The sequence below is a fragment of the Microbacterium sp. LMI13-1-1.1 genome (assembly GCF_040815625.1).
Taxonomy (GTDB): Bacteria; Actinomycetota; Actinomycetes; order Actinomycetales; family Microbacteriaceae; genus Microbacterium; species Microbacterium forte.
This window is the reverse complement of sequence record NZ_JBFPNL010000001.1, coordinates 1,181,092-1,205,366: the sequence shown is the minus strand read 5'-3', so window position 1 is coordinate 1,205,366 and position 24,275 is coordinate 1,181,092. Positions and strand designations below refer to the sequence as shown.

Sequence of the window (24,275 nt, the reverse complement as noted above, 5' to 3'; positions counted from 1 at the left end):
CGGCAGGACCCGGGGAGGGACCTGCCGCGCACTTCTGCGCCAGGGGGACTCAGGAGTCCTCGCCCAGCGGCTTCTGTGCGGCCAGGCGGTCGGCGGCAGCACCGTCGACCTGATCGGCATCGGCGTCCGTGTCGAGCACGGGCTCCCCATCGACTTCGCGGTGGGGGACACCGTCGATCTCTCCGTCATCGTCCGGCCGGGGGACGAGCGGGGGTATCGGATTGTTCGTCATCATCGACTCCTCTCGTGGGATGTGAGGCCACGGTAGGACGGCTCATCGTCTGAGAGGGAGCGGGTTGACGGATGCAGTCCCGGGGGAGTACCGGGCGTCGCTGCCGACCTTCACAGGCGGACTCAGACCGTCTCGGGGCGCTTCTTGCGGAACGGCTTCGCGGGCGTGTGCGGTCCGTCCCACACGGTGATGATGCCCCAGGCGACGGCGGCGATGGGCACCGAGAGGACCGCTCCCACGATCCCGCCCAGGATCGTCCCGGTGGTCAGAGCGAGCAGGATCACGAGGGCGTGCAGCTTGAGTGAGCGAGCCATCACGACCGGTTGCAGGAAGTTGCCCTCGAGCTGGTTCACGAGCACCACGATGCCGACCACGATGAGGGCAGCCACCGGTCCGTGTGTGACGAGTGCCACGAGTGCCGCGAGGATCCCCGCCGCGGTCGCGCCGACGAGCGGGATGAACGCCGTGAGGAACACGATCACGGCGAGGGGCAGGGCGAGCGGGATCTGGAGGATCGCCAGACCGATGCCGATGCCGAGGGCGTCGGCCGCCGCGACGATCGAGGTCCCGCGGATGTAGCCCCCGAACACATCGACCGTCTTGTCGCCGATGCGGCGGGCGCGGTCGTAGCTGGCTCCGGTGAAGGGACGCAGCAGGAACTCCCAGATGCGCGGTCCGTCCTTGAGGAAGAAGAACAGCACGACGATCATCAGCGCGAGGCCGGTGAAGAAGCTCGCGGTGGCTGAGACGCCGGCCAGCGCTCCGCGTCCGAACGATGCGCTCGTCAGGAAGTCTCCGACGCCGGCCCACACCTCATCGAGGTCGAACGACGCGAGGTTGAACGGCAGGGTGTCGAGCCAGGCCGTCACCTGGGTGATGCCGTCGGTGGCCGAGTCGATGAGGTCGTCCCACTGCGAGCGGACCGTCAGGACGATCACCCAGACGATTCCGCCGAGAATCGCGAGGATCCCGATCAGTGCGATCCACGTCGCCAGGATCGACGGCACCCCGCGACGGCGCATGAGAGCGACGAGCGGGTGGATGGCCGAGGCGAGGATCAGCGCGATCGTCACCGGGATGAACACCAGCGAGAGCTGCGTGATCACCAGGACGCCGACGGCGACCAGGGCGAGCACCGACAGCGTCTGCAGGCTTCGGGTGGCGGCGAGTCCGACACCGCGTGACCAGAGGCCGGGTTCTGCGATCGGCCGCGGGCCGTCTGATGGCGGGGACGACATGATCCCCTGTCGTCGGAACAGTCCCAGCACGTGCGTCCTCCACCTCGTCGAAGACCGTCTCACTGACGAGGACGGCCTGGCCTTTCTATCCGGAGCGGCAGGCGATGGCAAGTCCCTGGCGCTCCGCCTCGTGATGACCCGTCTATGACGCGTGTTCGCCGAGCCTCCACGACGCTGAGCAGGGGCAGACGAAAAGAAGGCCCCGCGATCTCTCGCGGGGCCTTCTGTATGTGGACCTGGGGGGACTCGAACCCCCGACCCCCTGCATGCCATGCAGGTGCGCTACCAGCTGCGCCACAGGCCCAGAACTGCTTCCTCAGTGCTCGAAGCAACTTGAACAGAGTACTACACGGATCGCGCGCAACACCAATCGACGAGGGCCTCCCGGGCGCGTCGCGTTAGGCTCGACGGCATGACGACGATCAACGCGATCACACAGGCGGACTTCGACGAATGGTCGGGTCTGTGGCGCGGATATCTGACGTTCTACGGCACCCAGCTCTCGGACGAGATCACGGCTGACACGTTCCGGCGGCTCGTCGAGGATGGGGAGCTGCACGGCGCCGTCGCCCGCGACGACGCCGGACGCGCTATCGGCATCGTGCACTGGCTCACCCACCCGGCGACGTGGAGCAGATCTGCCTACTGTTACCTCGAGGATCTCTATGTCGATACGGCATCGCGAGGCTCCGGAACGGGGCGGCTGCTGATCGCGCACGTGCGGGGCTGGGCCGCGGAGCACGGATGCGAGAAGGTCTACTGGCTGACTCAGGAGACCAACATGACGGCTCGCGCGCTCTACGACAGCGTGGCGACGCACACGGGGTACACCCACTACCAGATCGCACTCTGAGGCCTGCGGAACAACGGCGCGATCGCGGGTGTTGTCACCAGCGTGAGCATCCTGGACAGCGTCGTGATCGGCGCCGGTCAGGCCGGTCTGTCGGCCTCCTTCCATTTGACCCGTCTGGGCATCTCCCATGTCGTGCTCGACTCGGATTCCGAGCCAGGGGGCGCGTGGCGACACCGGTGGGATGCGTTGACGATGCGCGACGTGCATGGAGTGGCCGAGCTGCCGGGGGAGTCACCTCCTCCGCGTGACGGACAGCGCGCCAACGTCGCCGTCCCGGCATACTTCGCCGCCTACGAGCATGCTCACGGTCTGCCGGTGGTCCGACCTGTCCGCGTCGACCGGGTGATCGACGACGACGGGTTCCTTGCGGTCCATGCCGGCGACCGGCAGTGGCGCACTCGCACCCTCGTCAACGCCACCGGCACCTGGACGCATCCGTTCCTGCCGCACTACCCGGGCATGGAGACGTTCCTCGGCGAGCAGCTGCACACGGTCGACTATCCAGGACCGGAGCACTTCGTGGGCAAGCGGGTCCTGGTCGTGGGCGGAGGTGCGTCGGCCGTCCAGTTCCTCGGAGCCCTCGCGCCCCTCACCGACACGCTCTGGGTCACGCGTCGCGAGCCGGTGTGGCGCGACGATGACTTCACTCCCGAGGCCGGGGCAGCGGCGGTCGCTCTCGTCGAACAGCGAGTCGCACAGGGGCTGCCTCCGCAGAGCGTCGTGAGCGTGACCGGACTCATGCTGCGACCGCAGGAGCGCGAGGCCGAGCGTCTCGGGGCGTACGCCGCACGCCGTCCGATGTTCGCTCGCATCGAACCGGACGGCGTCCGCTGGGCCGACGGCTCGTTCGAGCGCGTCGACGTGATCCTGTGGGCGACAGGATTCCGACCCGCCATCGCGCACCTCGCCCCGCTGCATCTGCGCAGTGCGGCCGGCGGCATCCAACTCGACCGTGGAGGCCGCGGCACGACGGCGGTGCAGGATCCGCGGGTCCAACTCGTCGGCTATGGCCCGTCGGCGAGCACGATCGGTGCGAACCGGGCGGGGCGCTCGGCGGCGAAGGGCGTGCAACGCGCGCTGGCGAGGGAATCCCTGCGCACCTCGTAGAACGGCCGGGACGGGACGGTCTCCGGGGCGCGTGATCGAGCGATACCCCATCGCTACGCTGAGGGCATGATCCGCATCGTGCTCCTGGTCGTCTGGCTGCTGCTGTCGGCCTGGCTCGTCATCTGGACCGGAGAGGGTCTCTTCGGCGTGAACCAGCGGGAGTCGATCCTTCCGTTCTCGGGGGAGGACACCCTCGGAGGGCCGATCTTCATAGGGGTCGCGTGGGGACTGCTCCTCACCTTCGGAGGCACGATGTCGGGCTTCGGTCGCCGCCGGAAGGTGAGGGGCGAGTCGCAGATCGGCGTGGGCCGCCTCGTCGAGATATCCAGAACCGGTCTAACGGTGAACGATGTGCCCCAGTACGACCTGTTCATCCGAGTCACTCCAGGAGTGGGCGAGGACTTCGTCGGGCAGCTGCGGATGCTGGTCGATCACAGCGAGATCGGGGCCCTGCAGGTCGGGCAGCCGATCCCGGTCCGATACAGCCTCAGCGATCAGGACACGGTCGAGCTCGCCGACATCACCGACCCCGCGGTGCGAGACGCGATGCTGCAGTGGCGGATCGAACGGGGTCTGATCGACCCTCGTCTGGTGAGAGCGCGAACGAGTGGCACGCAGGTGCCGGCATCCGTGCTCGAGGTGCGCCCCACCGGACGCCGCCTCGAGGGGCAGAGCGAGCTGGCGCTCAAGGTGCTCATGGCTCCGGAGGGCGCCGCGACCTGGGAGGCCGACACGACGGTGTTCGCCTTTCCCGAGGCGATCTCGCGATTCCAGGTCGGCGCGCCGATCTGGGCCTTCTATCGACGCGAGGATCCGCACACCGTGGCCGTGACGATCGAGAAGGAGGCCGGACGATGAACGTTCTCGACACTCTGATCTGGCTGATCAACTTCCCGGCCTCGCACGGATACGCGATGGTGTTCATCGCCGGGTTCTCGATTCTCGGACTGTTCGCGGTGTCCGCACCCGGTGCAGCGCCCGGCGTCGCGCTCCGACGCCTCCGCGAGCGTGAGGGGCTGGTGCACGCTGAGAACGCGGTGCGGGGGAGGGCAGGCGGCACGGCCCTGCGGATCGTGTTCCGGATCCTCGCGTTCGTGATGGTCGCGAACCTCGTGATCGGCATCCTGAGCCTCACCGGCGTCCCCATCACGCGTGCGTACATCCATGAGCACGGTCAGCCGACGACCGGGACCATCGATGGCGACTGGGTCACCTTCTCGACCTCTTCGGGCATCGAGTACACGATCGAGAGCAACTTCTTCACTCCTGCGGTCTACCCTGATCGCGACGCGTACCTGCCCTCCGGCGAGCCGGTCGTCGTCCGGTATCTTCCCGGGCACCCTCAGGCGTTCGTCATCGACAGCTCGCAGGGGCCGCGCTGAGCGCATGCCCGAGCCGACGTCGGCGCAGGCGCGTAGGGTGAAGACATGTCGCGAATCATCGTCTTCGGCGGCCACGGCCGCATCGCACTCCTCCTCGCCCCGATCCTCGTCGCCCGCGGCGACGAGGTGACCTCGGTCATCCGCAATCCCGACCATGTCTCAGAGGTCGAAGCGACGGGGGCGCACGCGCTCGTCGCGGACGTCGAGACCCTCGACACCGATGCGCTGGCGGAGATCATCCGCGGACACGACGCCGTGGTCTGGTCGGCGGGGGCCGGTGGCGGCTCTCCTGAGCGCACCTACGCCGTCGACCGCGACGCCGCGATCCGAACCATGGATGCCGCCGAGGCTGCCGGTGTGAAGCGCTATGTCATGGTCTCCTGGCTCGGCTCCAAGGCCGACCACGGAGTGCCCGAGAGCGACGGCTTCTTCGCCTACGCCGATGCGAAGTGGGCGGCAGACGAGCACCTGCGATCGACAGACCTCGACGGCACGATCCTCGGCCCTGGCACGCTCACGTTCGACGAGCCCACGGGGCGCATCGTCCTCGATCCCGAGGGCAAGGGGGAGGTCGCCCGCGCCGATGTGGCAGCCGTGATCGCCGAGGTCGTCGGCAACCCGTCGACCTTCGGCCGCACCATCAGATTCGGAAACGGCACGGACGACACGGCGGTGCCCATCGTCGATGCCCTCAGCGCCTGAGGCTATGCGGCGGCGTCGCTTCGGGGCGGTCGGAGCGGCGGTGATCGCCGGCCTGGCTCTGGCATCCGCACCCGCGTCCGCATCGACTCACGACACAGTACGTGTCGGCGACGTCCTGTCGGATGTCTCCTCTTCGGGGACCATTGACCACGCAGCGGCCCTCGTCTCGGAGATGACGACGGCCGAACAGGCGGCGAGCATCGTGATGGGGCACATTCCTACGACGGATGCCGCAGCCCTCCACGCGTACATGCAGCAGGGCATCGGCGGATTCATACTGATGGGCGCGAACATCCCCGCGACGGATGACGAGCTGCGAGCTCTCACGGCCGCTCTCACCGTCGATCCTGCACTGCCGCCGCTCGTCGCGATCGATCAGGAGGGCGGGATCGTGTCGCGCCTCGGCAGCGACGTGTTCCCGGCCTCGACCGGTCTCAAGTCGCAGCCGGTCGCGGACGCAGAGGCGGCCTTCTCCGCACGGGCCGCGCTGGTGGCGAAGGCCGGGATCACCGTGAACTTCGGCACGGTCGCAGACATCACGGCCGATTCGACCTCGTTCATCTACGATCGGGCACTCGGAACCGATCCTCAGACTGCCGCAGAGCGGGTCGTGGCCGCCACGAAGGCGCAGGAGCAGGTCGTCGCCTCCACGCTGAAGCACTTCCCCGGTCACGGTGCGGCGCCGGGCGACTCCCATCAGGCGATCCCGACGACCGGTGAGACCCTCGACGAATGGCGTGCGACCGATGCGGTGCCGTTCGTCGCCGGTGTGGACGCCGGTGCCTCATTGCTCATGTTCGGTCACCTTGCCTACACCTCGGTGGATCCGGTCCCTGCGTCCCTCTCGGCGCGCTGGCACGAGATCGCCCGGGAGGAACTGGGCTTCGACGGAGTGATCGTGACAGACGACCTCGGGATGCTGCAGTCCTCGGGGATTCCGGAGTACTCCGACCCGGTGCGCAACGCGGTGTCGGCGGTCGTCGCCGGAACCGATCTCGTGCTCATGATCGCGGGCTCCACGCCCGACACCGCCGGCCAGATCGTGCAGGGGCTCACTGCGGCGGTCGATGCAGGCTCGCTCCCCGCCGATCGCCTCGCCGAGGCGGCGACACGGGTGATGTCGCTGCGCCTGCAGTCCATGTCGGCGACGACGGACTGGGCGCTGTGCCCGGAGTGCGAGCCGGCGGGCTGACTCGTCAGCTCGCGACTGCGGCGGGCTCAGCCGAGCCGAGCCACGCGTGCAGGAGTTCGCCGCGAAGCCGCGTGCCTCGCTCGGCGAAGACGCGCTGCTGACGCACGTAGTCCGCTTTGCCCTCGGCGGTCTCGATCGGCACGGGCACGATGCCCCACGGTGCCAGATCATAAGGAGCGGCCTGCATGTCGAGAAGGCGGATGTCCCTCGCGAGCTCGAACGCATCGAGCAGCAGATCGCCCGGCACCAGAGGGCCGAGCTTGACCGCCCATTTGTACAGGTCCATGCCGGCGTGCAGACAACCCGGCTGCTCGAACAGAGGCTGGTCGTCGCGGGTCAGCTCTGTGCGGTTGCGCGGCACCGCTTCGGGCGTGAAGAACCGAAAGGCATCGAAATGCGTGCACCTGAGGTCGTGACTCTCGACGACGAGATCGGTGCCTGCCTGTCCGAGACGCAAGGGCACCGGATGCCTGTGTTCGTCGGCACGGTAGACCATCGCCCACTCGTGCAGCCCGAAGCATCCGAACTGACCGGGGCGCGAGGCGGTGCGGCGCAGCATCCGCTCTACCAGACCGGCGAGGTCTGCCTTCTCGCGCGCGAACACGGCGGCATCCGGGATCGCACCGTCTTCGGTCCTGCCGGGGGAGTACCAGCGCCACGTCAGCCGCTCCGGGGCCTGCTCCAGCTCGATCCCCGCGCCCGGGTGCCACCGACGCAGCTGCGCAGGCTTGTAGCTGTAATAGGTGAAGAGGAAGTCCCACACCGGGTGCTTCTCGCCTCGGGCAGCCCGCTCCCTGTGCTCTGCCGTGAGCGCGTCGGCTCTCGCCTGGTGCGCTCGCTCACGCTCCAGCCAGTCGGCCCGCGGAAGCGACGTGATCATGTCAGCGGAGGATGCCGGCTTTGCCGAGCAGGTCACGGAGTCCCGCGCCGTCTTCGGCGCTGACCCAGGGGGCGACGCCTTCGGCATGCTGCTCGTGACCGGCGCGTCCACCCGCGAGAACCGCCTCGGCCGGCAGCAGTCGACGGATGGCGACGCCGGCGATCGAATCGGGGTGCTCGTCCATGAACTCCGAATAGATGGACTCGTCGTGCTGGCCGTCGTCGCCGATCAGCAGCCACTTCACGTGCGGGAACTCGGTGGCCAGGCGACGCAGGTTGGTGAGCTTGTGCTCTCGGCCGCTGCGGAACCAACGGTCGTGCGTGGGACCCCAGTCGGTGAGGAGCATGGAGCCTGCAGGAAAGAGGTGGCGCCCGAGGAAGCGCCGGAGCGTGGGGGCCACATTCCAGGCGCCGGTCGACAGGTAGACCATCGGGGCGCCTGGGTACTCGCGCAGCACCTGATCGAGAAGCACGGCCATACCCGGGACGGGGATGCGCGCGTGCTCGTCGACGACGAACGAGTTCCAGGCGGCGATGAACGGACGGGGGAGAGCCGTCACCATCACGGTGTCGTCGACGTCGGAGACCACGCCGAAGTGCGTCGACTCGGCGACGATGAACGCGGTCGTCTCGACCGGATCCTGTCCCTCGACGGAGAACGTGAACGTCTGCCACCCGGGCTCGAGGTCGGCGTGGACCACCGAGTCGATCACCCCGCCTCGGTCAGCGACGACGTAGTGCGTCGAGTCGCCGATCTGCACGGCGACCTTCGCGAAGCTCACCGGGATGCCGACGAAGCTCCGCCAGCCGCGGACGCTCGCCGGCTCGCCGTCTTTCGTGCTCCGCGCGGGCGGGACGATGAGCACGCGTCCGACGACTCGTACCCACCCGGGCCCGCCGTAACCGGGGAAGGGGAGGATGGTCGCGGTACGACCGCGACGGCGCGCTCGTCCCTCGCGCCACACGTGGAGGCGGTGTTCGAGGCGCGCGAACCAGTGGATCCGGGGCGCCGGAGGTGACGAAGCCATTGCTTCAGTCTTTCACGTCGGTCGAGTCCTTCGTGTCGGAGATGTCGAGGTGACGCGACTCGAGGCGCGAGATCACCTTCTTGCCGACGAATACAGCGATGAGGAAGAGCGCGATGATGCCGACGAAGATGTACCCCGCGTAGTGCACCCGGTCGGCGAGCTCATCGAAGCTGCCGGCGGCGAGCGACGTGATGCTCACGTAGGCCGTCGCCCAGAGCAGGCAGGCGGGCGCCGTCCACGCGAGGAACCGGCGGTACGAGTAGTGACTCATGCCCACTGTCAGGGGCACGAGAGAATGCAGCACGGGCAGGAAGCGCGAGAGGAAGATCGCGATGCCCCCGCGGCGCGCAAGGTACCGCTCGGCGCGTACCCAGTTCTCCTCGCCGACCCGACGACCGACCCAGGAGGCGCGGATGTGGGGGCCGATCCATCGCCCCAGCCAGAAACCGATGCTCTCGCCGATCAACGCGCCGAGCACGACGGAGACGACCATCGCCACGGCCTGAGGGAGGCTGGTGATGCCGATGGATGCGACGAGCACGACCGTGTCGCCGGGGAAGACGAGACCGATCAGAACGCTGGTCTCGAGCATCACGGCGAGCCCCGCGACGAGCGTGCGGGCGACCGGGTCGATGGACCGCATGAAGTCGATCAGCCACGGCACGAACTCGTCCACTCCTTGAGAATACGGGACTCGCCGCGGCCTAGGCTGAGAACGTGCCCGAACCTCTGAGCGCCCGCGTCCTCGGCGACCGGGTGGCGCCCGAAGCGCTCTTCCTCGCGCTCGAGCGTGAGTGCGCAGACGTGTTCTGGCTCGACGCCGGGGCCGATGCGTCCGAAGGATGGAGCTTCATCGGAACCGGCCTTGCGTCGTCATTCCCCGGGGACGTCCGACTGGATGTCGGCGCTGCTGCTTCCGACGCGGGCCCGCTGCTGCGGGGAGGGTGGGTCGGGTGGTGCGATTACGAGAGCGGCGCCCGAGCAGCGGGAGCCCCCGTTTCGGAGGCGGCCGACGTGCCGGGCGGGGCCTGGCTGCGTATCTCCCGGCTGGCCGCCTTCGACCACACGACCGGTGACGTCTGGGTGGCCGCGGCCGAGACGGATCTCGAGGAGTGGGGCGTCTTCGTGACGCACGCCGCGGCGATGACGGCACTCGACGGCGAACCGGCCCTGCATGATGGCGCGTCGAGGCGCGTCGAGGCGCGGCACACTCCGACCCAGTACGCCGCACTCATCGAGCGCTGCCGTGAGCTGATCCGGGCGGGAATCGCGTACCAGCTGTGCCTGACCACGCGCTTCACCGTCCCCGGTGTGCACGACGGCGTCGCGGTCTATCGACGACTCCGCGCGGCCACCCCGGCGCATCACGGCGGTTTCATCCGCATCGGCGGTCGCTCGCTGCTCAGTGCAAGCCCTGAGCAGTTCCTCCATGCGGAAGACGGAGTCATCCGCACGCGTCCGATCAAGGGGACGCGACCCCGCGGCGTTGACGACGCGCACGACGCCGCACTCGCGTCCGAGCTCGCCGTCGATGCGAAGGAGCGCGCCGAGAACGTCATGATCGTCGACCTGATGCGCAACGACCTGTCGAGGGTCTGCGAACCGGGGTCGATCCGTGTCGACGCGCTGTGGGCGGTCGAGACCTATCCGGCGGTGCATCAGCTCGTCAGCACTGTCAGCGGCACGGCGGCCGCAGGCACGACGGCGAGTGCCCTCCTCGAGGCATCCTTTCCTGCCGGCAGCATGACAGGCGCGCCGAAGCTCTCGGCGATGACGCGTCTGCACGACCTGGAGGGCGCGCCGCGGGGTGTGTACGCCGGATGCTTCGGGTATATCGGCGATGACGGGGCACTCGATCTCGCGATGGTCATCCGCAGCATCGTCCTCGACGGTGCAGAGGCGGTCGTCGGTGCGGGCGGCGGGATCACGTGGCGATCGGTCGCCGCATCCGAGGTCGCAGAGGTCGCGACGAAGGCGCGCGCACCTCTCGCGGCGCTGGGAGCGGAAATGCCCGCGGCCTGGGCTTCCGATATCCTGAACTGACCCCCTTTTCCCTTCAGATTGGTCGTGCGTTCGTTGTCTGAGAACCTGTCCACCTCTCCCGTCGACGAGGAGACCTCCTCGGCGCACGCTATCCAGGCCAAGTGGCAGAAGTACTGGGCGGAGAACGAGACGTTCCTCACCGGCGGCGATGACGACAAGCGGCCCCGCCGCTACGTGCTGGCGATGTTCCCGTACCCCTCGGGCGACCTGCACATGGGTCACGCCGAGAACTACCTCTACTCCGACATCGTGGCCCGGTTCTGGCGCCACCGCGGGCACAACGTGCTCAACCCGATCGGCTGGGACTCCTTCGGTCTGCCGGCCGAGAACGCGGCGATCCGCCAGGGAGCCGATCCGCGCGAGTGGACGTACCAGAACATCGCGCAGCAGAAGCAGGCGTTCCAGAACTACGGCGTCTCCTTCGACTGGTCGCGGGTGCTGCACACCTCCGACCCCGAGTACTACCGCTGGAACCAGTGGCTGTTCCTGAAGCTGCACGAGCGTGGCCTGGCTTATCGCAAGAAGAGCGCCGTCAACTGGTGCCCGAACGACCAGACGGTTCTCGCGAACGAGCAGGTCGTCGACGGGCGCTGCGACCGCTGCGGCGCCGAGGTCGTGAAGAAGAAGCTCACCCAGTGGTACTTCAAGATCACGGACTACGCCGACCGTCTGCTCGACGACCTGAACCAGCTCGAGGGCTTCTGGCCGCACAAGGTGCTGCAGATGCAGCGCAACTGGATCGGTCGCTCGATCGGCGCTGACGTCGATTTCCGTATCGAGGGACGCGAGGAGCCGGTCACGGTGTTCTCGACGCGGCCTGACACGCTGCACGGCGCGACCTTCTTCGTGGTGGCACCCGACTCCGACCTGGCGTCCGAGCTGGCGGCGGATGCTCCTGTCGAGGTGCGCGAGCGCTTCCAGAAGTATCTGGCCGATGTGCAGAAGACCACCGATGTCGACCGTCAGGCGACGGATCGCCCGAAGACCGGCGTCTTCCTCGAGCGGTACGCGATCAACCCTGTCAGCGGCGAGAAGCTGCCGGTCTGGGCGGCCGACTACGTGCTGGCCGACTACGGGCACGGAGCAGTGATGGCCGTGCCTGCGCACGACCAGCGCGACCTCGACTTCGCGCGTGCCTTCGACCTGCCGGTCAAGGTCGTCGTCGACACGACGGCTCCCATCACCGGCGCAATGCCGGTCATCGAGGTCGACGAGGAGGGCGTGCCGATCGACACCGGCGCGGCACTCGACGAGCAGAACCCCGCGACCACGGGCATCGCTCTGACCGGCGAGGGACGGATGATCAACTCCGGCCCCCTCAACGGTCTGTCGAAGCGCAACGCGATCGCCCGCGCGATCGAGCAGCTCGAGGCCTCGGGAACGGGTCGTGCGGCGAAGAACTACCGGCTGCGCGACTGGCTGATCTCTCGCCAGCGCTTCTGGGGAACGCCGATCCCGATGCTGCACGCCGAGGACGGCCGGATCATCCCCGTGCCTGAAGACCAGCTGCCGGTGAAGCTGCCCAGCGTCGAGGGACTCGACCTGAAGCCCAAGGGATCCTCGCCTCTCGGCGCGGCCGAGAGCTGGGTGCGCACGGTGGATGCCGCCAGCGGCGACCCGGTGCTGCGCGACCCCGACACGATGGACACGTTCGTCGACAGCTCGTGGTACTTCCTGCGCTTCCTCTCGCCGAACAGCGACACCGTGGCGTTCGATCCGGCTCAGGCCGCCCGCTGGTCGCCGGTCGACTCGTACATCGGCGGCGTCGAGCACGCCATTCTGCACCTGCTCTACGCGCGCTTCATCACCAAGGTGCTGTTCGACATGGGGCTCATCGACTTCACCGAGCCCTTCTCGAACCTGATCAACCAGGGCATGGTCCTGCTCGACGGCGCGAAGATGTCGAAGAGCAAGGGCAACCTGGTGCTCTTCGAAGAGGAGCTCGACGCCTACGGTGCCGATGCACTGCGTGTCGGCCTCGCCTTCGCCGGCCCGGTCGAAGACGACAAGGACTGGGCAGACGTCTCGACCACGGGCGCCCAGAAGTTCCTGGCGCGTGCGCTGCGGATCGCCCGTGAGGTGTCGTCCCCGGTCGACGTGGTGTTCGCCGGAGGCGACTCGGCGCTGCGCCGTGCGACGCACAAGCTGCTCGCCGATGCTCCGGCCCTCGTCGAGCAGACGAAGTTCAACGTCCTCGTCGCGCGTCTGATGGAGCTGGTCAACATCACCCGCAAGACCATCGACGGGGCTGCAGGTGCGGCTGATCCTGCGGTCCGCGAAGCCGCCGAGACGGTCGCGGTGATGCTCGACCTGATCGCCCCGCACACCGCGGAGGAGATCTGGGAGATCCTCGGTCACGAGCCCTCCGTCGGTCTCGTCACGTGGCGGTCCGCCGACCCGGCTCTCCTCGTCGAAGACACGGTGACCGCTGTCGTGCAGGTGGGCGGCAAGGTCCGCGCCCAGCTCGAGGTGCCGGCGCGCATCGGCGAGGCCGAGCTCGAAGCACTGGCTCGCGCCGATGAGCGGGTCATCCGTTCGATCGGCGACCGCGAGATCATCAAGGTCGTCGTGCGCGCTCCGAAGATCGTCAGCATCGTCGTCAAGGGCTGATCCCGCGGTTCATCACCGCCGACTCATCCGCTCTGCACATCCGGCCGCCCATCGGGGGTTCTCCCCGATGGGCGGCCGGACGTCTTTCCTCCCTCGGCGGGCCCCTTAGCGTTGTCGGATGCCCGAGTCCCCGTCTGCGTCGACACCCCCGCGACGGCTGAGACTGGGCGTCGGCGCAGCGATCGTGCTTGCGCTCGTCGTGCTCTCGGCCGCAGTCGGGCTCGGGTTGATGCGGGGCCAGGCCGCACCCACGGAGTCCGTGCCGCTGTCGACCGGAGGTGAGAGGACCGCAGGCTCATCGGGCGAGCTGTACGTCCATGTGCTCGGAGCCGTCGCGAATCCTGGGCTCTACGTCCTCGACCTCGATGCGCGGTTGGTCGACGCGGTGGCTGCTGCCGGGGGAACGACCGAAGACGCCGACCTTGCCGCGATCAATCTCGCCCGCGTGCTCTCGGACGGCGAGCAGATCATCGTGCCGGTGGTCGGAGGAGCTGCTGCAGACACAGGAGGATCCACGCCTGGCGATGACCGAGTCGATCTCAACGCGGCTGATCAGGCAGCGCTCGAGACTCTGCCGCGTATCGGTCCTGCGCTGGCGGAGCGCATCATCGCGTGGCGAGAGGAGAACGGGCGGTTCGCCTCGGTCGATGATCTGCTCGCCGTGCCGGGCATCGGAGAGAAGCTGCTCGCCGGCGTCCGTGTCGGGGTGCGCGTGTGACGCGCGAGGGATCGCCCCCGGAGCTGGTCGGGCTGCCGCACAGCTCGATCGTCCCGTCGTCGTCGTCGCACGTGGGAGTGACAGACTGAGCAGCCGGAGGGGGAGTCATCATGGCTGCGAAGAACGGGACGAAGAAGAAGGCATCCGCGAGGAAGTCCTCCGCGGGGATCGCCTCCCCGATGGATGCGGAGTCGGTCGAGCTGATCCCGCGTCGCTGGTGGTGGGTGCTTCTCTGCGCCGGGGTGCTCTCGATCGCGCTCGGCCTCGTCATGGCGGCCGTCTACAGCATCCCCTACGCGATCGATGAGCCCGGACGCATGAATCTGCCTTTCGTGGACGAGTACCCCACTGTCGTCGAGATCCTGCTCCCGCCGTTCATCGCATTCTTCATCGGAGGAATCCTCACGTTCCTGGGCGAGCTCCTTCGTCGCGGGACGATGATCAAGAACGAGGTCACCAATGTCGCCGTCTTCCGACCGCTCCCTGTCGTCGTCCACGCTGCGTGGATCCTCCCGCCGTTCGTCGCGTGGCTGATCGCGATGCCCTGGGTGCTCTCTCTGCTGGTCCGGCACGCGGATGCGGGGCAGGACGCGATGATCCTCGACGCGGAATCGGATGCCGTGTTCCTCATCGGCGTCTACGGAGGCCTTGCCGCGCTGATGACCGGAGCGGTTGGGGGATCGCTGTTCAAGAAGCTCTGGTTCCTCGCCGTGGTGCGGCGATTCGGTGTTCCCGACTCGTCCTCGGCGTTCTGGTGGAGCTTCTCGTTCTACTGGCGGCTCGATGTATGGCTCGTCGCGCTGGGTGTCCTCCTGCTCGGTCTGGCGCCCCTGCCGTGGCAGCTCACCAGCGCCGGAGGCACAGCAGTGACGTTGGGTGGCGGAGCGGCGCTCTTGACGCTCGGCCTGCTGACATGCACGCAGTTCTTCAGAGCGGGTATGCCGTTGGGCGTCGGCGTGTCCGTCACCGGAGGTTACCGATCGCTGCTGACGCCTCGTCGGCCGTGACCGCGAGCTGCGACGTCATCGCACGTCAGCCGTGAAGCGCTGCGGTGCTCCCCGAATACCCCGCGTCAGACAGCACCGCACGCGCGGCACGCTCGCCAGACGCGAGGGCGCCTTGAATCGACGCGGTGTCTCGATGGTCCCCTGCGACGTACAGGCGCTCGGCGTAGCGCGGCGGTCGCGCTGCTCCGAGGGGTGCCGGTTGGGCCGGGAGCGCGTCTTCGATGTCGTCGCGCCGTATCAACTCCCATGTGCTGGTGTCTGCACCCCAGATCTCACTCAGGTGGCGGCGGACATCGTGCTCTTCGGCCGGATCGCCGCCGCGTGGCAGCAGGCATGTCGCGGCGATGAGGTGACGTCCGGCCGGCGCGTACGAGGGCACTGTGTGCGTCATCACGACGGTGTTGACGACGGGGCCGCGGTCTCGGCGTCCATCGACGGTGAGCAACGCGGACCCGGTCGGTGGTTCGGCGGCGGCGAACCACCATGTCTGCAGGCCGTTCGTCGCGGGAGCGAGAAGTCCGGTGAGACCGGCGACGTCATCGGGACCGACCGCGACGACCACCCGAGCAGCCCCGACGGAGTCGCCGTCCGCCAGTGCCACCCGGACGCCATCGCCGCGCGCCGATATCCGCTCCGCACGGGAATCGAGACGGATGTCGGCGCCCGCCGTGCGTGCGCGGGCGGCGAGCTGCTCCGGGACCGCAGCTATCCCTTGTGCGGGTAGGCCAGGGCGGCCGAGCGCGAAGTACCGCACGAGCAGCCGGGCGAACGCGTTCGACGTCTCGAACTGGCTCTCTGCCAGGACCCCGGCGAGGAACGGCTCGAGCACGGCGGTGCGGAGCGGGCCGCGGAGCCCCACGGCATCCCAGCCCTCGCGCACCCTGACATCGTTCCGGGCGAGCCGAGAGAGCGGACGCACCAGAGCCGGCGCTGCCCAGCGTGCCAGCGCGACGGCATCCCGACCGTTCACCAGGCCGCTGCGCAACGACGTGCCGATCGACAGCGGGTGCCGCAACGGATGCCGCAGCTCGGCCATCCCATCCGCGGTTCGCACCCCCACACCGACCGGGAAGGTCCCCAGCGCGAGCGCGTCGAGATCGACGCTGCGGCGGAGCGCCGGGTAGGCCGGATTGAGCACCTGGAAGCCGCGATCCAGCCGGAACCCGTCGATGATGTCGGTGCGCTGGCGTCCCCCCACAGCATCCGCGGCGTCGAGGACGACGACATCGAGTCCCCGTGTGGAGAGCAGCCCGGCGCATCGGAGCCCCGCGAGTCCCGCGCCGATCACGATCACATCATGCATTCGCGACTTCCTTCCCTCGGCGGATCGTCGCCGCGCGCCGGCCGATCGCCGCGCCCCGGCGTATCGCCGCGCGCCCGTCGCCGTCGATTCGATCCAGCGTCCGCTCCATGACACCAGCGTACGGGGACGCCCAGGCGGGCAGCGTGGTTCGGCGTCTTCCGCACATCTGTCCCCCGAACGGCCGATACCGGAGGCTGGGGACGTGCGAGAGGATGAGATCTTCCGAGGATTGCGAGCGACAGGTGGGGCGCGATGAGGGTCACTCGATGACGGCACCCGAGCAGCCGGTGGATGGGCTGTCCGATTTCGCGGAGCTCATGGCGCACGAGCAGGAGTTCAGCGGCGATCGGATCGACCCGGCGGTGCGCAGAAGACGCAGACGACGAGGGCTCATCATCACCGCCGTCTGCCTCGTCGCGCTGCTGGCCGTGACCGGAGGCTACGTCGGGTGGGCACTCACTGCGCCGGTGAATCCGCCGGCGGTGACCACTCGCGCACCGCAGGTCCCGGTCGGCGAGGCTGCTGCCATCGCCACGCATACGGCCGCGGCATCGGCGATCAGCATCGCCGGCGCCGATGCCTATCTGGGCGAGGGGGCAAGCGGGACCTGGTCGGCGACAGGGACGGGCGAACCGCTTCCGATCGCGAGCATCACCAAGCTCATCACCGCCCTGGTCATCCTCGACGCGGCGCCCCTCACCTCGGCGGATGACGCAGGGCCCACCATCACGTTCGGCAAGGCAGACCACGATCTCTACGACGTCTACTACGTGCAGGGAGCGACCATCGCTCCGATGCCCACCGGCACCTCGATGTCGCTGCATGATGCCCTGGCCGTCATGCTCATCCCGTCGGCGAGCAACTACGCCGAGGCGCTGTCATCGCAGATCTTCGGCTCGCAGAACGCGTTCCTCGCCGCGACGCGCGACTGGCTCGCAGCGCACGGACTCTCTGGGACGACGGTCGCGGAGCCCACGGGCATCAGTCCACGCAACACGAGCACGCCCGCCGACCTGCTGGCCATCGCGAAGCTCGCTGCCGCGCATCCGGCGATCGCGAAGATCGTCGCGACCTCGTCTGTCTCGATCCCCGGCGCCGGTCCGCTGCACAACACCAACGATCTCCTCGGCACCGCGGGGATCACGGGTCTGAAGACCGGGAACCTGGGCGAGGGCACGCACAACCTGCTGTACACGGCGACACTCGACGTGGGCGCGGCCGATCCGCTCGCGGTCACCGGCGTCGTCCTCGGGGGATCATCGCACGCGGCGGTGAACGCCACGGTGTTCGCCGTGCTCGAGAGCATCCGCTCCGGCTTCCACCAGGTGCCCGTCGCGACCGAGGGCCAGGAGGTCGGATCGATCTCGACGCCCTGGGGGTCTGCCGCCAAGATGGTCATCGCCGAAAGCGCGTCGATCTTCACCTGGTCGGACACGCCGATCGAGCTGACGATGGACATCGACACCCCACCCACGTACCGCGACGGCACGGTCGTGGGCAGTGTCACCTGGACAGCCGGACCGAATACCGTCACCGCTCCCGTGGAGATCGCGGGGAGCATCGACCAGCCCACCGAGTGGTGGCGGCTCACCCACCCGTCCGAGCTCGGCTCCCTGATGGATGCAGGGGACTGAAGCTGTTCAGCAACACGGGGACTGCAACCATGGCGATCTCGCACCCGTTCCTCGTGCTGGGACATTGACAGCAGTGCTGGCTGTGCCGCCTCCCCTCAGCTAGCACCAAGTGCGGCCGCGCGCACTCCTCGAGGTCGTGCAGGAGCCGCCATGGAGTCGCCCGACGCTTCTGCACACTGCGGCGTCGTCGACGCTTGTGCACAGTGCTCGGGTCCATGTCGGCGAGGCTGCTTCGGGGGATCCTAGGTTCTTCTGATGGGAGCATCCGCGACGAGGGCGAGCAGTCGAGGGATGCTCACTGTGATCCGCGACGTCGTGCTCGCGTGAGGCGGGATCTGCGGATGCTGCCCATCGCGGTGGCTGTGTGGATGGTCGCGCTCCTCTGTGTGTTCGTCCCTGCTGCGGCAGGATGGTGCGCGCTGGGGAGCGGATGCGGCGCGATCGTGGTGCTGGGAATCGTGCTGAAGCGTCGGGAACATGCTGCGTCGAGGGCAGGACTGATCGTGGTGCTCCTTGCCGCCGCTGCGGCCGTGTCCATCGCAGCCATGACCGCGATGCCCGCCCGCGACAACGCGGCGTCGTGGGATGGGCGGGTGGTCGAGGCGACGGGGGAGGTCACGTCGTCGGCATCGGTGGGTCGGGACGGGCGACTGTGGATGGAAGTGCAGCTCACCGGCATCGGATCACCGGGGTCGGTGCATGGGGCATCGGCTCCGGTGCGGGTCGGCATCGATCCGGCCGACGGGTTCGATCTCGGCGCGACGCTCACAGTGACAGGCGAGGCAGCGGCGACGGATCCGGGGGAGAGGGCGGCGCTCGTGGTGTTCGCGAGCACCGCGTCGGTCGAGGTTGCGGCGTCCGGCGCGTTCGCGGTGGCGGCCGATGCCCGGAGCGCTTTCATCGAGCGGTCCACACGTCTCCCTGAACCGGGAGCGGGCCTGCTCCCTGGCCTCGCGGTCGGCGACACCCGCGCAGTGTCGACCGAGCTGAACGACGACATGCGCACGAGCGGGCTGAGTCATTTGACGGCGGTCTCCGGAGCGAACTGCGCGATCGTCGTCGGGGCCGTCTTCTGGCTGGCCGCGCTGTGTGGGGCCGGACGTGCGACCCGGGTCATCGCAGCCGCCATCGCGCTCGCGGGATTCGTTTTGCTCGTGACACCGGAACCCAGCGTGATCAGGGCGGCGGTCATGGCCGGCGTCGCGATGCTGTCATTGATGCTCGGTCGGCCGAGCGCGGGGGCCGGGATGCTGGCGCTCAGCGCGAGCGGCATCCTCATCGCCGACCCGTGGCTGGCCTCCACTGCGGGGTTCGCACTGTCGGTTGCCGCATCGGGAGCGCTGATCATGCTCTCGCCGTCGCTCACCCGAGGGCTCGCACGGTGGATGCCGCAGCCTCTCGCTCTCGCGATCGCCGTGCCGACGGCAGCGCAGCTGGTGTGCGGTCCCGTCATCGCCCTGTTCGCCGAGCAGCAGTCGCTCGTCGGTCTGGCGGCCAACCTGCTGGCCGCGCCCGCAGCACCCATCGCCACGATCATCGGTCTGCTCGCATGCCTCGCGGCTCCGCTTCCGTTGCTCGCAGACCTTCTGGCCGCCTCCGCGTGGTTGCCGGCCGCCTGGATCGCGCACACGGCAGGCATCACCGCGCGACTTCCGTACGCGCAGGTCGCGGTGGTTCCCGGCATAGCGAGTGCAGCGCTCGTCGGCATCGTGAGCGCGGCGGTCGGGGTGATTCTGACCGGCGCATACCGCACTATCCCGGTCGTCAGAGGCGCTTCGGCATCCGTCATCGCAGTGATGCTCGCTCTGGGCGGCGCCCACGTCGCCCTGAATGGACCGCTCGCCAGCGCCACCAGCCCGGATGGCTGGTCGATCGCCGCCTGCGACGTCGGCCAGGGTGATGCGCTGCTCGTCAGGTCGGACAGCCGGATCGCGCTGATCGACACGGGCCCGGAGCCCCAACCCCTGGCAGCGTGCCTGCGCAGTCTCGGCATCGAGCACATCGACCTGCTCGTCCTCACGCACTTCGACCTCGATCACGTGGGCGGCGTCGACGCCGTGCAGGGGAGAGTCGGGGCGGTGCTGCACGGACCACCGGGGGAGAGCGGCGATGACCGGATGCTGCAGCGGTTGGCTGACGGCGGTGCGGCGGTCACCCTCGCGACGGCGGGGATGCAGGGCGAGCTGGGCACCGCATCGTGGCAGGTGCTGTGGCCGCAGCGCGGATCCGAGGTGTTCCCGCCAGGAAACGATCAGAGCGTGGTCCTCGAGGTCGAAGGCGGCGGTGTGCCGCGGGCTCTCTTCCTCGGTGACCTGTCGGCAGAGGCTCAGCGGATGCTGGCGCGCACGGCGCATCTCAGGGGCAGCTACGCCGTGGTCAAGGTGGCGCACCACGGCAGCGCCGACCAGGACTTCGCGCTCTATCAAGACCTGCGTCCGGTCGTCGCCCTGTTCAGCGCCGGCATCGACAACGACTACGGGCATCCGCGCGCAGAGTCGCTCGCGTCGCTCGAGGCGGCGGGAGCGCGCGTGTTGCGCACCGACCAGGAGGGCCGACTCCTCGTCGGTCTCGATGGGGACGAGCTCCAGCTCTGGACGGAGAGGCAGCCGCCCTGACCACGAGGGCGACGTCTGCGGCCCCCGGTAGTCTTGAGGCATGGCTGCTTCTCGTACCCCCTCCCGCGGTGGAGCGAAGGCAGCCAAGATCGCGCAGGTCTCCTGGCGCGAGCCGCGCCCCGCTCCCGTGGTGCTCGTGTTCGGCCCCGAAGAGGTCTGCGCAGAACGTGCGATCGCCGGGGTCCGCGACTACCTCCGCACCGAAGACCCTGCGCTCGAGGTGACCGATGTCCGCGCTGACGACTACGCGCCCGGCACCCTCCTCTCGTTGACGTCGCCGTCGCTGTTCGGCGAGCCCCGTCTCGTGCGCGTGTCGGGTGTCGAGAAGTGCTCGGATGCCTTCCTGCAGGAGGCTGTCTCCTACCTGGATCACCCCCAGGAGGGAGCGACGGTCGTCCTCCGGCACACGGGCGCGAGCGTTCGAGGCAAGAAGTTGCTCGACGCTGTGCGCGCCGGCACGGGCGACGGCATCGAGATCCCGTGCCCCGCGGTCAAGCGCGACAGCGATCGCGTCGACTTCGCCGCAGGGGAGTTCAAGGCGGCCAAGAAGCGGATCGCACCGCCTGCGCTGCGGGCCCTGGTCTCGGCGTTCGCCGATGACCTCACTGAGCTTGCGGCGGCATGCCAGCAGCTGATCGTCGACGTCGAGGGCGACATCACTGAGGACGTCGTCACGAAGTACTACGGCGGGCGCGTCGAGGTGTCGGCCTTCGTCGTCGCCGACACGGCGATCGCCGGACGCTATGGCGAAGCCCTGGTCGCGCTGCGCCATGCGCTCGCATCCGGCGCCGACCCTGTGCCGATGGTCGCCGCCTTCGCGATGAAGCTGCGTACGATGGCACGCGTCGCCGGCAACCGCGAGCCCAGCCGTCAGCTCGCCCAGCGGCTCGGCATGAAGGACTGGCAGGTCGACCGCGCGCGGCGCGACCTCGCCGGGTGGAACGAGCGATCACTCGGCATGGCCATCCAGGCGACGGCGCGCGCCGATGCCGAGGTCAAAGGCGCGGCGCGCGACCCGATCTTCGCGCTGGAGCGCATGCTCACCGTCATCGCGACACGTCAGCCGTTCGGCGAGTGAGCGCCATCGCGGCGGCGCGGCACCGTCGCTGACATCTGCACTCCGCGCGACGTCGAACGAGCGCTGTCGCGCCTGCCCGACGTGTCGCGTGGGTACCTCCGCACGCGAAAGAGCCCGCCCCGCGAACGGGACGGGCTCGTGTCACACCGTCAGGCGTGGAATCAGCTCAGAGAGCGGAGACCTGCTTGGCGATGGAGGACTTGCGGTTCGCAGCCTGGTTCTGGTGGATGACACCCTTGCTGACGGCCTTGTCGAGCTTGCGGGAGGCGGCCTTCAGAGCCTTCTCGGCTGCAGCCTTGTCACCGGAGATGACAGCAGCGCGCGTCGCGCGGATGTGCGTCTTCAGCTCGCTCTTCACGGCCTTGTTGCGCTCGTGAGCCTTGTCGTTGGTCTTGTTGCGCTTGATCTGCGACTTGATGTTTGCCACGTGTGGACGCTTTCTGTACGGAGTTGTTAGGAAATGCCGGCAGAAGAAGAGGGCTTCCACTCGGCGGTCGTGAGGGAAGAACCCACACGCAAGCCAAGAACCAACTCTACCAGCATCGGGGCGGTTCGCCCTAAACGGGGGCAGCGTCCTCTCGTGCAGGATGCGGCATCGGGGCGTGCGGGTGCACAATCATCAGTATCCCGACACTCGCGTCGCGAGATCGACGTCAAGGAGCGACATGAGCCCCGCCCTCCCCGCTGTCTCGCCGACGCCCAGCTTCCGCAGGGTCGGGCCGCGATGGATGACCGTGTTCACCCTCGCCTGGCTGGCCATCTGGACCGTGCAGCTCACGCCCGTTCAGCTTCTGCTGCCACTCCAACTCGACACCGCGGACGACGACTGGATCAGCGGCGTCATCTCCTCGGGGTTCGTGCTCGGCATCGGCGGTCTCGCCGGCATCGTCGCAGGCCCGGTGGCCGGCGCCCTGTCAGACCGAGCACGAGTCGGACGCCGACGCCGGCGCCCCTGGGCGATCGGGGGCGTGCTCGTCACCGCGGTCTTCCTCATCGTCACCGGCTTCAGCGAAGGCCCCTGGGCCGTGGGCGCCGCGTGGGTCGGGGTGTCTATCGGCGTCTCGGTGTCGTCGGCCGCCTTCACCGCACTCATCGCCGATCAGCTCCCGACGACGCAACGGGGCGCGGCAGCCGCGGCCGTGGGATCGAGTCAGGCGGTGGGGATCGTCCTGGGGGTGGGTCTCGTGGTGCTCCTCGGCCTCGGCATCCGCGACGGCTACCTTCTGCTCGCCGCGGTGATCGCGGCGGTGGGAACGGCCGCGGCGCTGCTTCTACCCGACCCGCCGGCGCTCGTCCGCACCCAGCCCGGCAAGAGCGATCGTCGTCTGCTGGCATCGCTGCGCGATCGGGACTTCGCCTGGATGCTGTCAGGCCGCCTCGTGACCAACATCGGCAACGCGCTGGGCACCGCGCTGTTCCTCTTCTTCCTGCTTCACGGCCTGCACCAGGAGACGACGGTGGCGCAGGACAACCTGCTGCTCCTGATCGTGGTCTACACGCTGTTCGTGGTGCTCGCGTCGGTCTTCACCGGCGTGCTGTCCGACCGCACCGGCAACAGACGCACCCTCACCATCCTGGCCACGTTCGTGCAGGCGGCCTCGGGCATCGTGATCGCCCTGGCCCCGACGTTCGAGGCGACGATGGTCGCGGCTGCGCTCATGGGGCTCGGCTACGGCGCGTTCTCCACCGTCGGACTCGCCTTCGCTGCCGATCTGCTTCCCGACGAGAAGGACCACGCCCGCGACCTCGGCATCGTGTACGTCACCGCCGCCCTCGGCCAGCTGATCGGCCCTGTGCTCGGCGCAGGCCTCGTGGCGCTCGTCGGCGGGTTCTGGCTCGTGTTCGTCGTCGCCGCCGTGCTGTCGCTCGTCGGCGGCGGGCTCACCGCTCTCGCGAGACAGCCTGCGCGGGATCCGCTGCCGAAGCAGTAGCGTCGGACTCGATGGTCGCGACGGCCAGTCGCAGGACGATGTTGAAGATCTGCGGACGCATCGCGGTGACGAGGTGGGTGGTGCGAGGCACGACGATCAGCTCGGCGTGCGGCGCGAGCCGTCGGAAGAGGGCTTCGTTGACCCGCAGCTGATCCCACTGCCCGTTCACGAACCACAGCGGCACCTCGATGCGAGAGACGGCGGTCGCGAGGTCGAGGGTGGCGAGGTTCCGAAGAGCGGTGTCCTGCGTATCCAGGGCGTAGCCTCCCGCGGCGAAGTCTCCGCGCGTCTCGATCGGGATCGTCGCGGCGAGGAACCGCCTCGTGAGCCACATCCCTCGATCCGGCAGACGGTCGACGGCCCGGGCGATCGCACGATACGCCGCAAGCCCCGCGCCGCGGGGGAGCGACGTGCAGGACGCGGCCACCAGTCCGGCGACTCTCGGTGTCTCGGCGCCTCCGACATAGGCGAGCGACAGCAGGCCGCCCATCGAGTGTCCGACGAGCAGCACGGGCCCGCGCGTCGCGGCGTCACGCACCGCGACGTCGATCGTGTGAAGCGCCTCGTGCAAGGTGAAGTCCTCGTTCATCCGGGTGCCGTGGCCGGGAAGATCGACAGCGACGGCAGGGATGCCCTGGTCGGCGAGGAACTCGAGTTGCGAGCGCCACATCGTCGCGGACGTGCGGATGCCGTGCACGAAGACGATCTGGACGCTCACGCCTT

General features: G+C 68.7%; 21 protein-coding genes, 1 tRNA gene and 1 pseudogene. 14 read left to right on the top strand and 9 right to left on the bottom strand.

Translation table 11 applies throughout. The features are described 5' to 3' along the window. Positions 1–49: 49 nt before the first annotated feature. The 3 genes from MRBLMI13_RS05920 to MRBLMI13_RS05910 all read right to left on the bottom strand — a co-directional run bounded on the left by MRBLMI13_RS05920 (position 50) and on the right by MRBLMI13_RS05910 (position 1,774). Positions 50–232 carry a hypothetical protein gene (locus tag MRBLMI13_RS05920; RefSeq protein WP_367819775.1) on the bottom strand — a complete coding sequence of 61 codons (183 nt, stop codon included), beginning with the start codon at positions 230–232 and terminating at the stop codon, positions 50–52. Between the two features lie 122 nt (positions 233–354). Then, a complete protein-coding gene (locus MRBLMI13_RS05915) occupies positions 355–1,470 on the bottom strand; it encodes an AI-2E family transporter (protein WP_153302212.1) in 1,116 nt (371 codons plus the stop codon). A 231-nt stretch (positions 1,471–1,701) separates the two neighbouring features. Further along, positions 1,702–1,774 (bottom strand) — tRNA-Ala (locus MRBLMI13_RS05910). Between the two features lie 93 nt (positions 1,775–1,867). On the opposite strand from MRBLMI13_RS05910, the pseudogene MRBLMI13_RS05905 reads away from it, so the two are divergent. The 6 genes and pseudogenes from MRBLMI13_RS05905 to MRBLMI13_RS05880 all read left to right on the top strand — a co-directional run. Beyond that, positions 1,868–2,323, top strand: a pseudogene (locus MRBLMI13_RS05905) (GNAT family N-acetyltransferase); the annotation flags it as partial. 42 nt (positions 2,324–2,365) lie between these two features. After that, the gene (locus MRBLMI13_RS05900; RefSeq protein WP_367819777.1) at positions 2,366–3,430 is read left to right on the top strand and encodes an NAD(P)-binding domain-containing protein; all 1,065 of its coding nucleotides are present in this window, start codon (positions 2,366–2,368) and stop codon (positions 3,428–3,430) included. A 66-nt stretch (positions 3,431–3,496) separates the two neighbouring features. After that, positions 3,497–4,288, top strand: a complete 792-nt coding sequence (locus MRBLMI13_RS05895) for a hypothetical protein (protein ID WP_042537692.1) — start codon at positions 3,497–3,499, stop codon at positions 4,286–4,288. Further along, positions 4,285–4,812 carry a hypothetical protein gene (locus tag MRBLMI13_RS05890; protein ID WP_367819779.1) on the top strand — a complete coding sequence of 176 codons (528 nt, stop codon included), beginning with the start codon at positions 4,285–4,287 and terminating at the stop codon, positions 4,810–4,812. The genes MRBLMI13_RS05895 and MRBLMI13_RS05890 overlap by 4 nt, the downstream gene beginning before the upstream one ends. A gap of 45 nt (positions 4,813–4,857) precedes the next feature. Next, positions 4,858–5,514: an SDR family oxidoreductase gene (locus MRBLMI13_RS05885; RefSeq protein ID WP_309689246.1), complete on the top strand. Its 657-nt coding sequence runs from the start codon at positions 4,858–4,860 to the stop codon at positions 5,512–5,514. Continuing rightward, the gene (locus tag MRBLMI13_RS05880) at positions 5,498–6,706 is read left to right on the top strand and encodes a glycoside hydrolase family 3 N-terminal domain-containing protein (protein WP_367819782.1); all 1,209 of its coding nucleotides are present in this window, start codon (positions 5,498–5,500) and stop codon (positions 6,704–6,706) included. The genes MRBLMI13_RS05885 and MRBLMI13_RS05880 overlap by 17 nt, the downstream gene beginning before the upstream one ends. A gap of 4 nt (positions 6,707–6,710) precedes the next feature. Here MRBLMI13_RS05880 and MRBLMI13_RS05875 read toward each other — a convergent pair whose 3' ends face one another. The 3 genes from MRBLMI13_RS05875 to MRBLMI13_RS05865 are packed head-to-tail and all read right to left on the bottom strand — an operon-like array spanning position 6,711 to position 9,289. Then, on the bottom strand, positions 6,711–7,586 hold the full coding sequence (locus tag MRBLMI13_RS05875; protein WP_367819784.1) for a 3-methyladenine DNA glycosylase: 876 nt from the start codon (positions 7,584–7,586) through the stop codon (positions 6,711–6,713). Position 7,587: 1 nt separating this feature from the next. Then, a complete protein-coding gene (locus MRBLMI13_RS05870; protein WP_042537681.1) occupies positions 7,588–8,613 on the bottom strand; it encodes an App1 family protein in 1,026 nt (341 codons plus the stop codon). Positions 8,614–8,617: 4 nt separating this feature from the next. Then, entirely contained in the window at positions 8,618–9,289 is a 672-nt protein-coding gene (locus tag MRBLMI13_RS05865; protein ID WP_042537680.1) for a DedA family protein, read from the bottom strand. A gap of 41 nt (positions 9,290–9,330) precedes the next feature. Between MRBLMI13_RS05865 and MRBLMI13_RS05860 the strand changes: the two genes are divergently transcribed. The 4 genes from MRBLMI13_RS05860 (at position 9,331) to MRBLMI13_RS05845 (ending at position 14,991) form a co-directional block, all read left to right on the top strand. Beyond that, complete coding sequence (locus MRBLMI13_RS05860; RefSeq protein ID WP_367819787.1) at positions 9,331–10,656, top strand: anthranilate synthase component I family protein; 1,326 nt, start codon at positions 9,331–9,333, stop codon at positions 10,654–10,656. A 33-nt stretch (positions 10,657–10,689) separates the two neighbouring features. Continuing rightward, positions 10,690–13,266 carry a leucine--tRNA ligase gene (leuS, locus tag MRBLMI13_RS05855; RefSeq protein ID WP_042537777.1) on the top strand — a complete coding sequence of 859 codons (2,577 nt, stop codon included), beginning with the start codon at positions 10,690–10,692 and terminating at the stop codon, positions 13,264–13,266. A gap of 118 nt (positions 13,267–13,384) precedes the next feature. Then, positions 13,385–13,984, top strand: coding sequence for a helix-hairpin-helix domain-containing protein (locus MRBLMI13_RS05850; RefSeq protein WP_367819789.1), 600 nt, complete (start codon positions 13,385–13,387; stop codon positions 13,982–13,984). 110 nt (positions 13,985–14,094) lie between these two features. Further along, complete coding sequence (locus MRBLMI13_RS05845; RefSeq protein WP_367819791.1) at positions 14,095–14,991, top strand: hypothetical protein; 897 nt, start codon at positions 14,095–14,097, stop codon at positions 14,989–14,991. A 25-nt stretch (positions 14,992–15,016) separates the two neighbouring features. Here MRBLMI13_RS05845 and MRBLMI13_RS05840 read toward each other — a convergent pair whose 3' ends face one another. Then, positions 15,017–16,294 carry an FAD-dependent oxidoreductase gene (locus MRBLMI13_RS05840; RefSeq protein WP_367819793.1) on the bottom strand — a complete coding sequence of 426 codons (1,278 nt, stop codon included), beginning with the start codon at positions 16,292–16,294 and terminating at the stop codon, positions 15,017–15,019. A 266-nt stretch (positions 16,295–16,560) separates the two neighbouring features. Here MRBLMI13_RS05840 and MRBLMI13_RS05835 point away from each other — a divergent pair, with 266 nt between their 5' ends. The 3 genes from MRBLMI13_RS05835 (at position 16,561) to holA (ending at position 21,621) form a co-directional block, all read left to right on the top strand. Next, entirely contained in the window at positions 16,561–17,928 is a 1,368-nt protein-coding gene (locus MRBLMI13_RS05835; RefSeq protein ID WP_367819795.1) for a D-alanyl-D-alanine carboxypeptidase family protein, read from the top strand. A gap of 341 nt (positions 17,929–18,269) precedes the next feature. Continuing rightward, the gene (locus MRBLMI13_RS05830; RefSeq protein ID WP_367819797.1) at positions 18,270–20,543 is read left to right on the top strand and encodes a ComEC/Rec2 family competence protein; all 2,274 of its coding nucleotides are present in this window, start codon (positions 18,270–18,272) and stop codon (positions 20,541–20,543) included. A gap of 40 nt (positions 20,544–20,583) precedes the next feature. Next, positions 20,584–21,621, top strand: a complete 1,038-nt coding sequence (holA, locus tag MRBLMI13_RS05825) for a DNA polymerase III subunit delta (protein ID WP_309689222.1) — start codon at positions 20,584–20,586, stop codon at positions 21,619–21,621. A gap of 166 nt (positions 21,622–21,787) precedes the next feature. Here holA and rpsT read toward each other — a convergent pair whose 3' ends face one another. Further along, on the bottom strand, positions 21,788–22,048 hold the full coding sequence (gene rpsT / locus MRBLMI13_RS05820; protein WP_042537672.1) for a 30S ribosomal protein S20: 261 nt from the start codon (positions 22,046–22,048) through the stop codon (positions 21,788–21,790). 238 nt (positions 22,049–22,286) lie between these two features. Here rpsT and MRBLMI13_RS05815 point away from each other — a divergent pair, with 238 nt between their 5' ends. Then, complete coding sequence (locus MRBLMI13_RS05815; RefSeq protein ID WP_367819799.1) at positions 22,287–23,552, top strand: MFS transporter; 1,266 nt, start codon at positions 22,287–22,289, stop codon at positions 23,550–23,552. On the opposite strand, the gene MRBLMI13_RS05810 is transcribed toward MRBLMI13_RS05815, so the two are convergent. Continuing rightward, positions 23,503–24,270, bottom strand: a complete 768-nt coding sequence (locus tag MRBLMI13_RS05810) for an alpha/beta fold hydrolase (RefSeq protein WP_367819801.1) — start codon at positions 24,268–24,270, stop codon at positions 23,503–23,505. The two genes, MRBLMI13_RS05815 and MRBLMI13_RS05810, sit on opposite strands and share 50 nt — an antisense overlap. Positions 24,271–24,275: the final 5 nt, after the last annotated feature.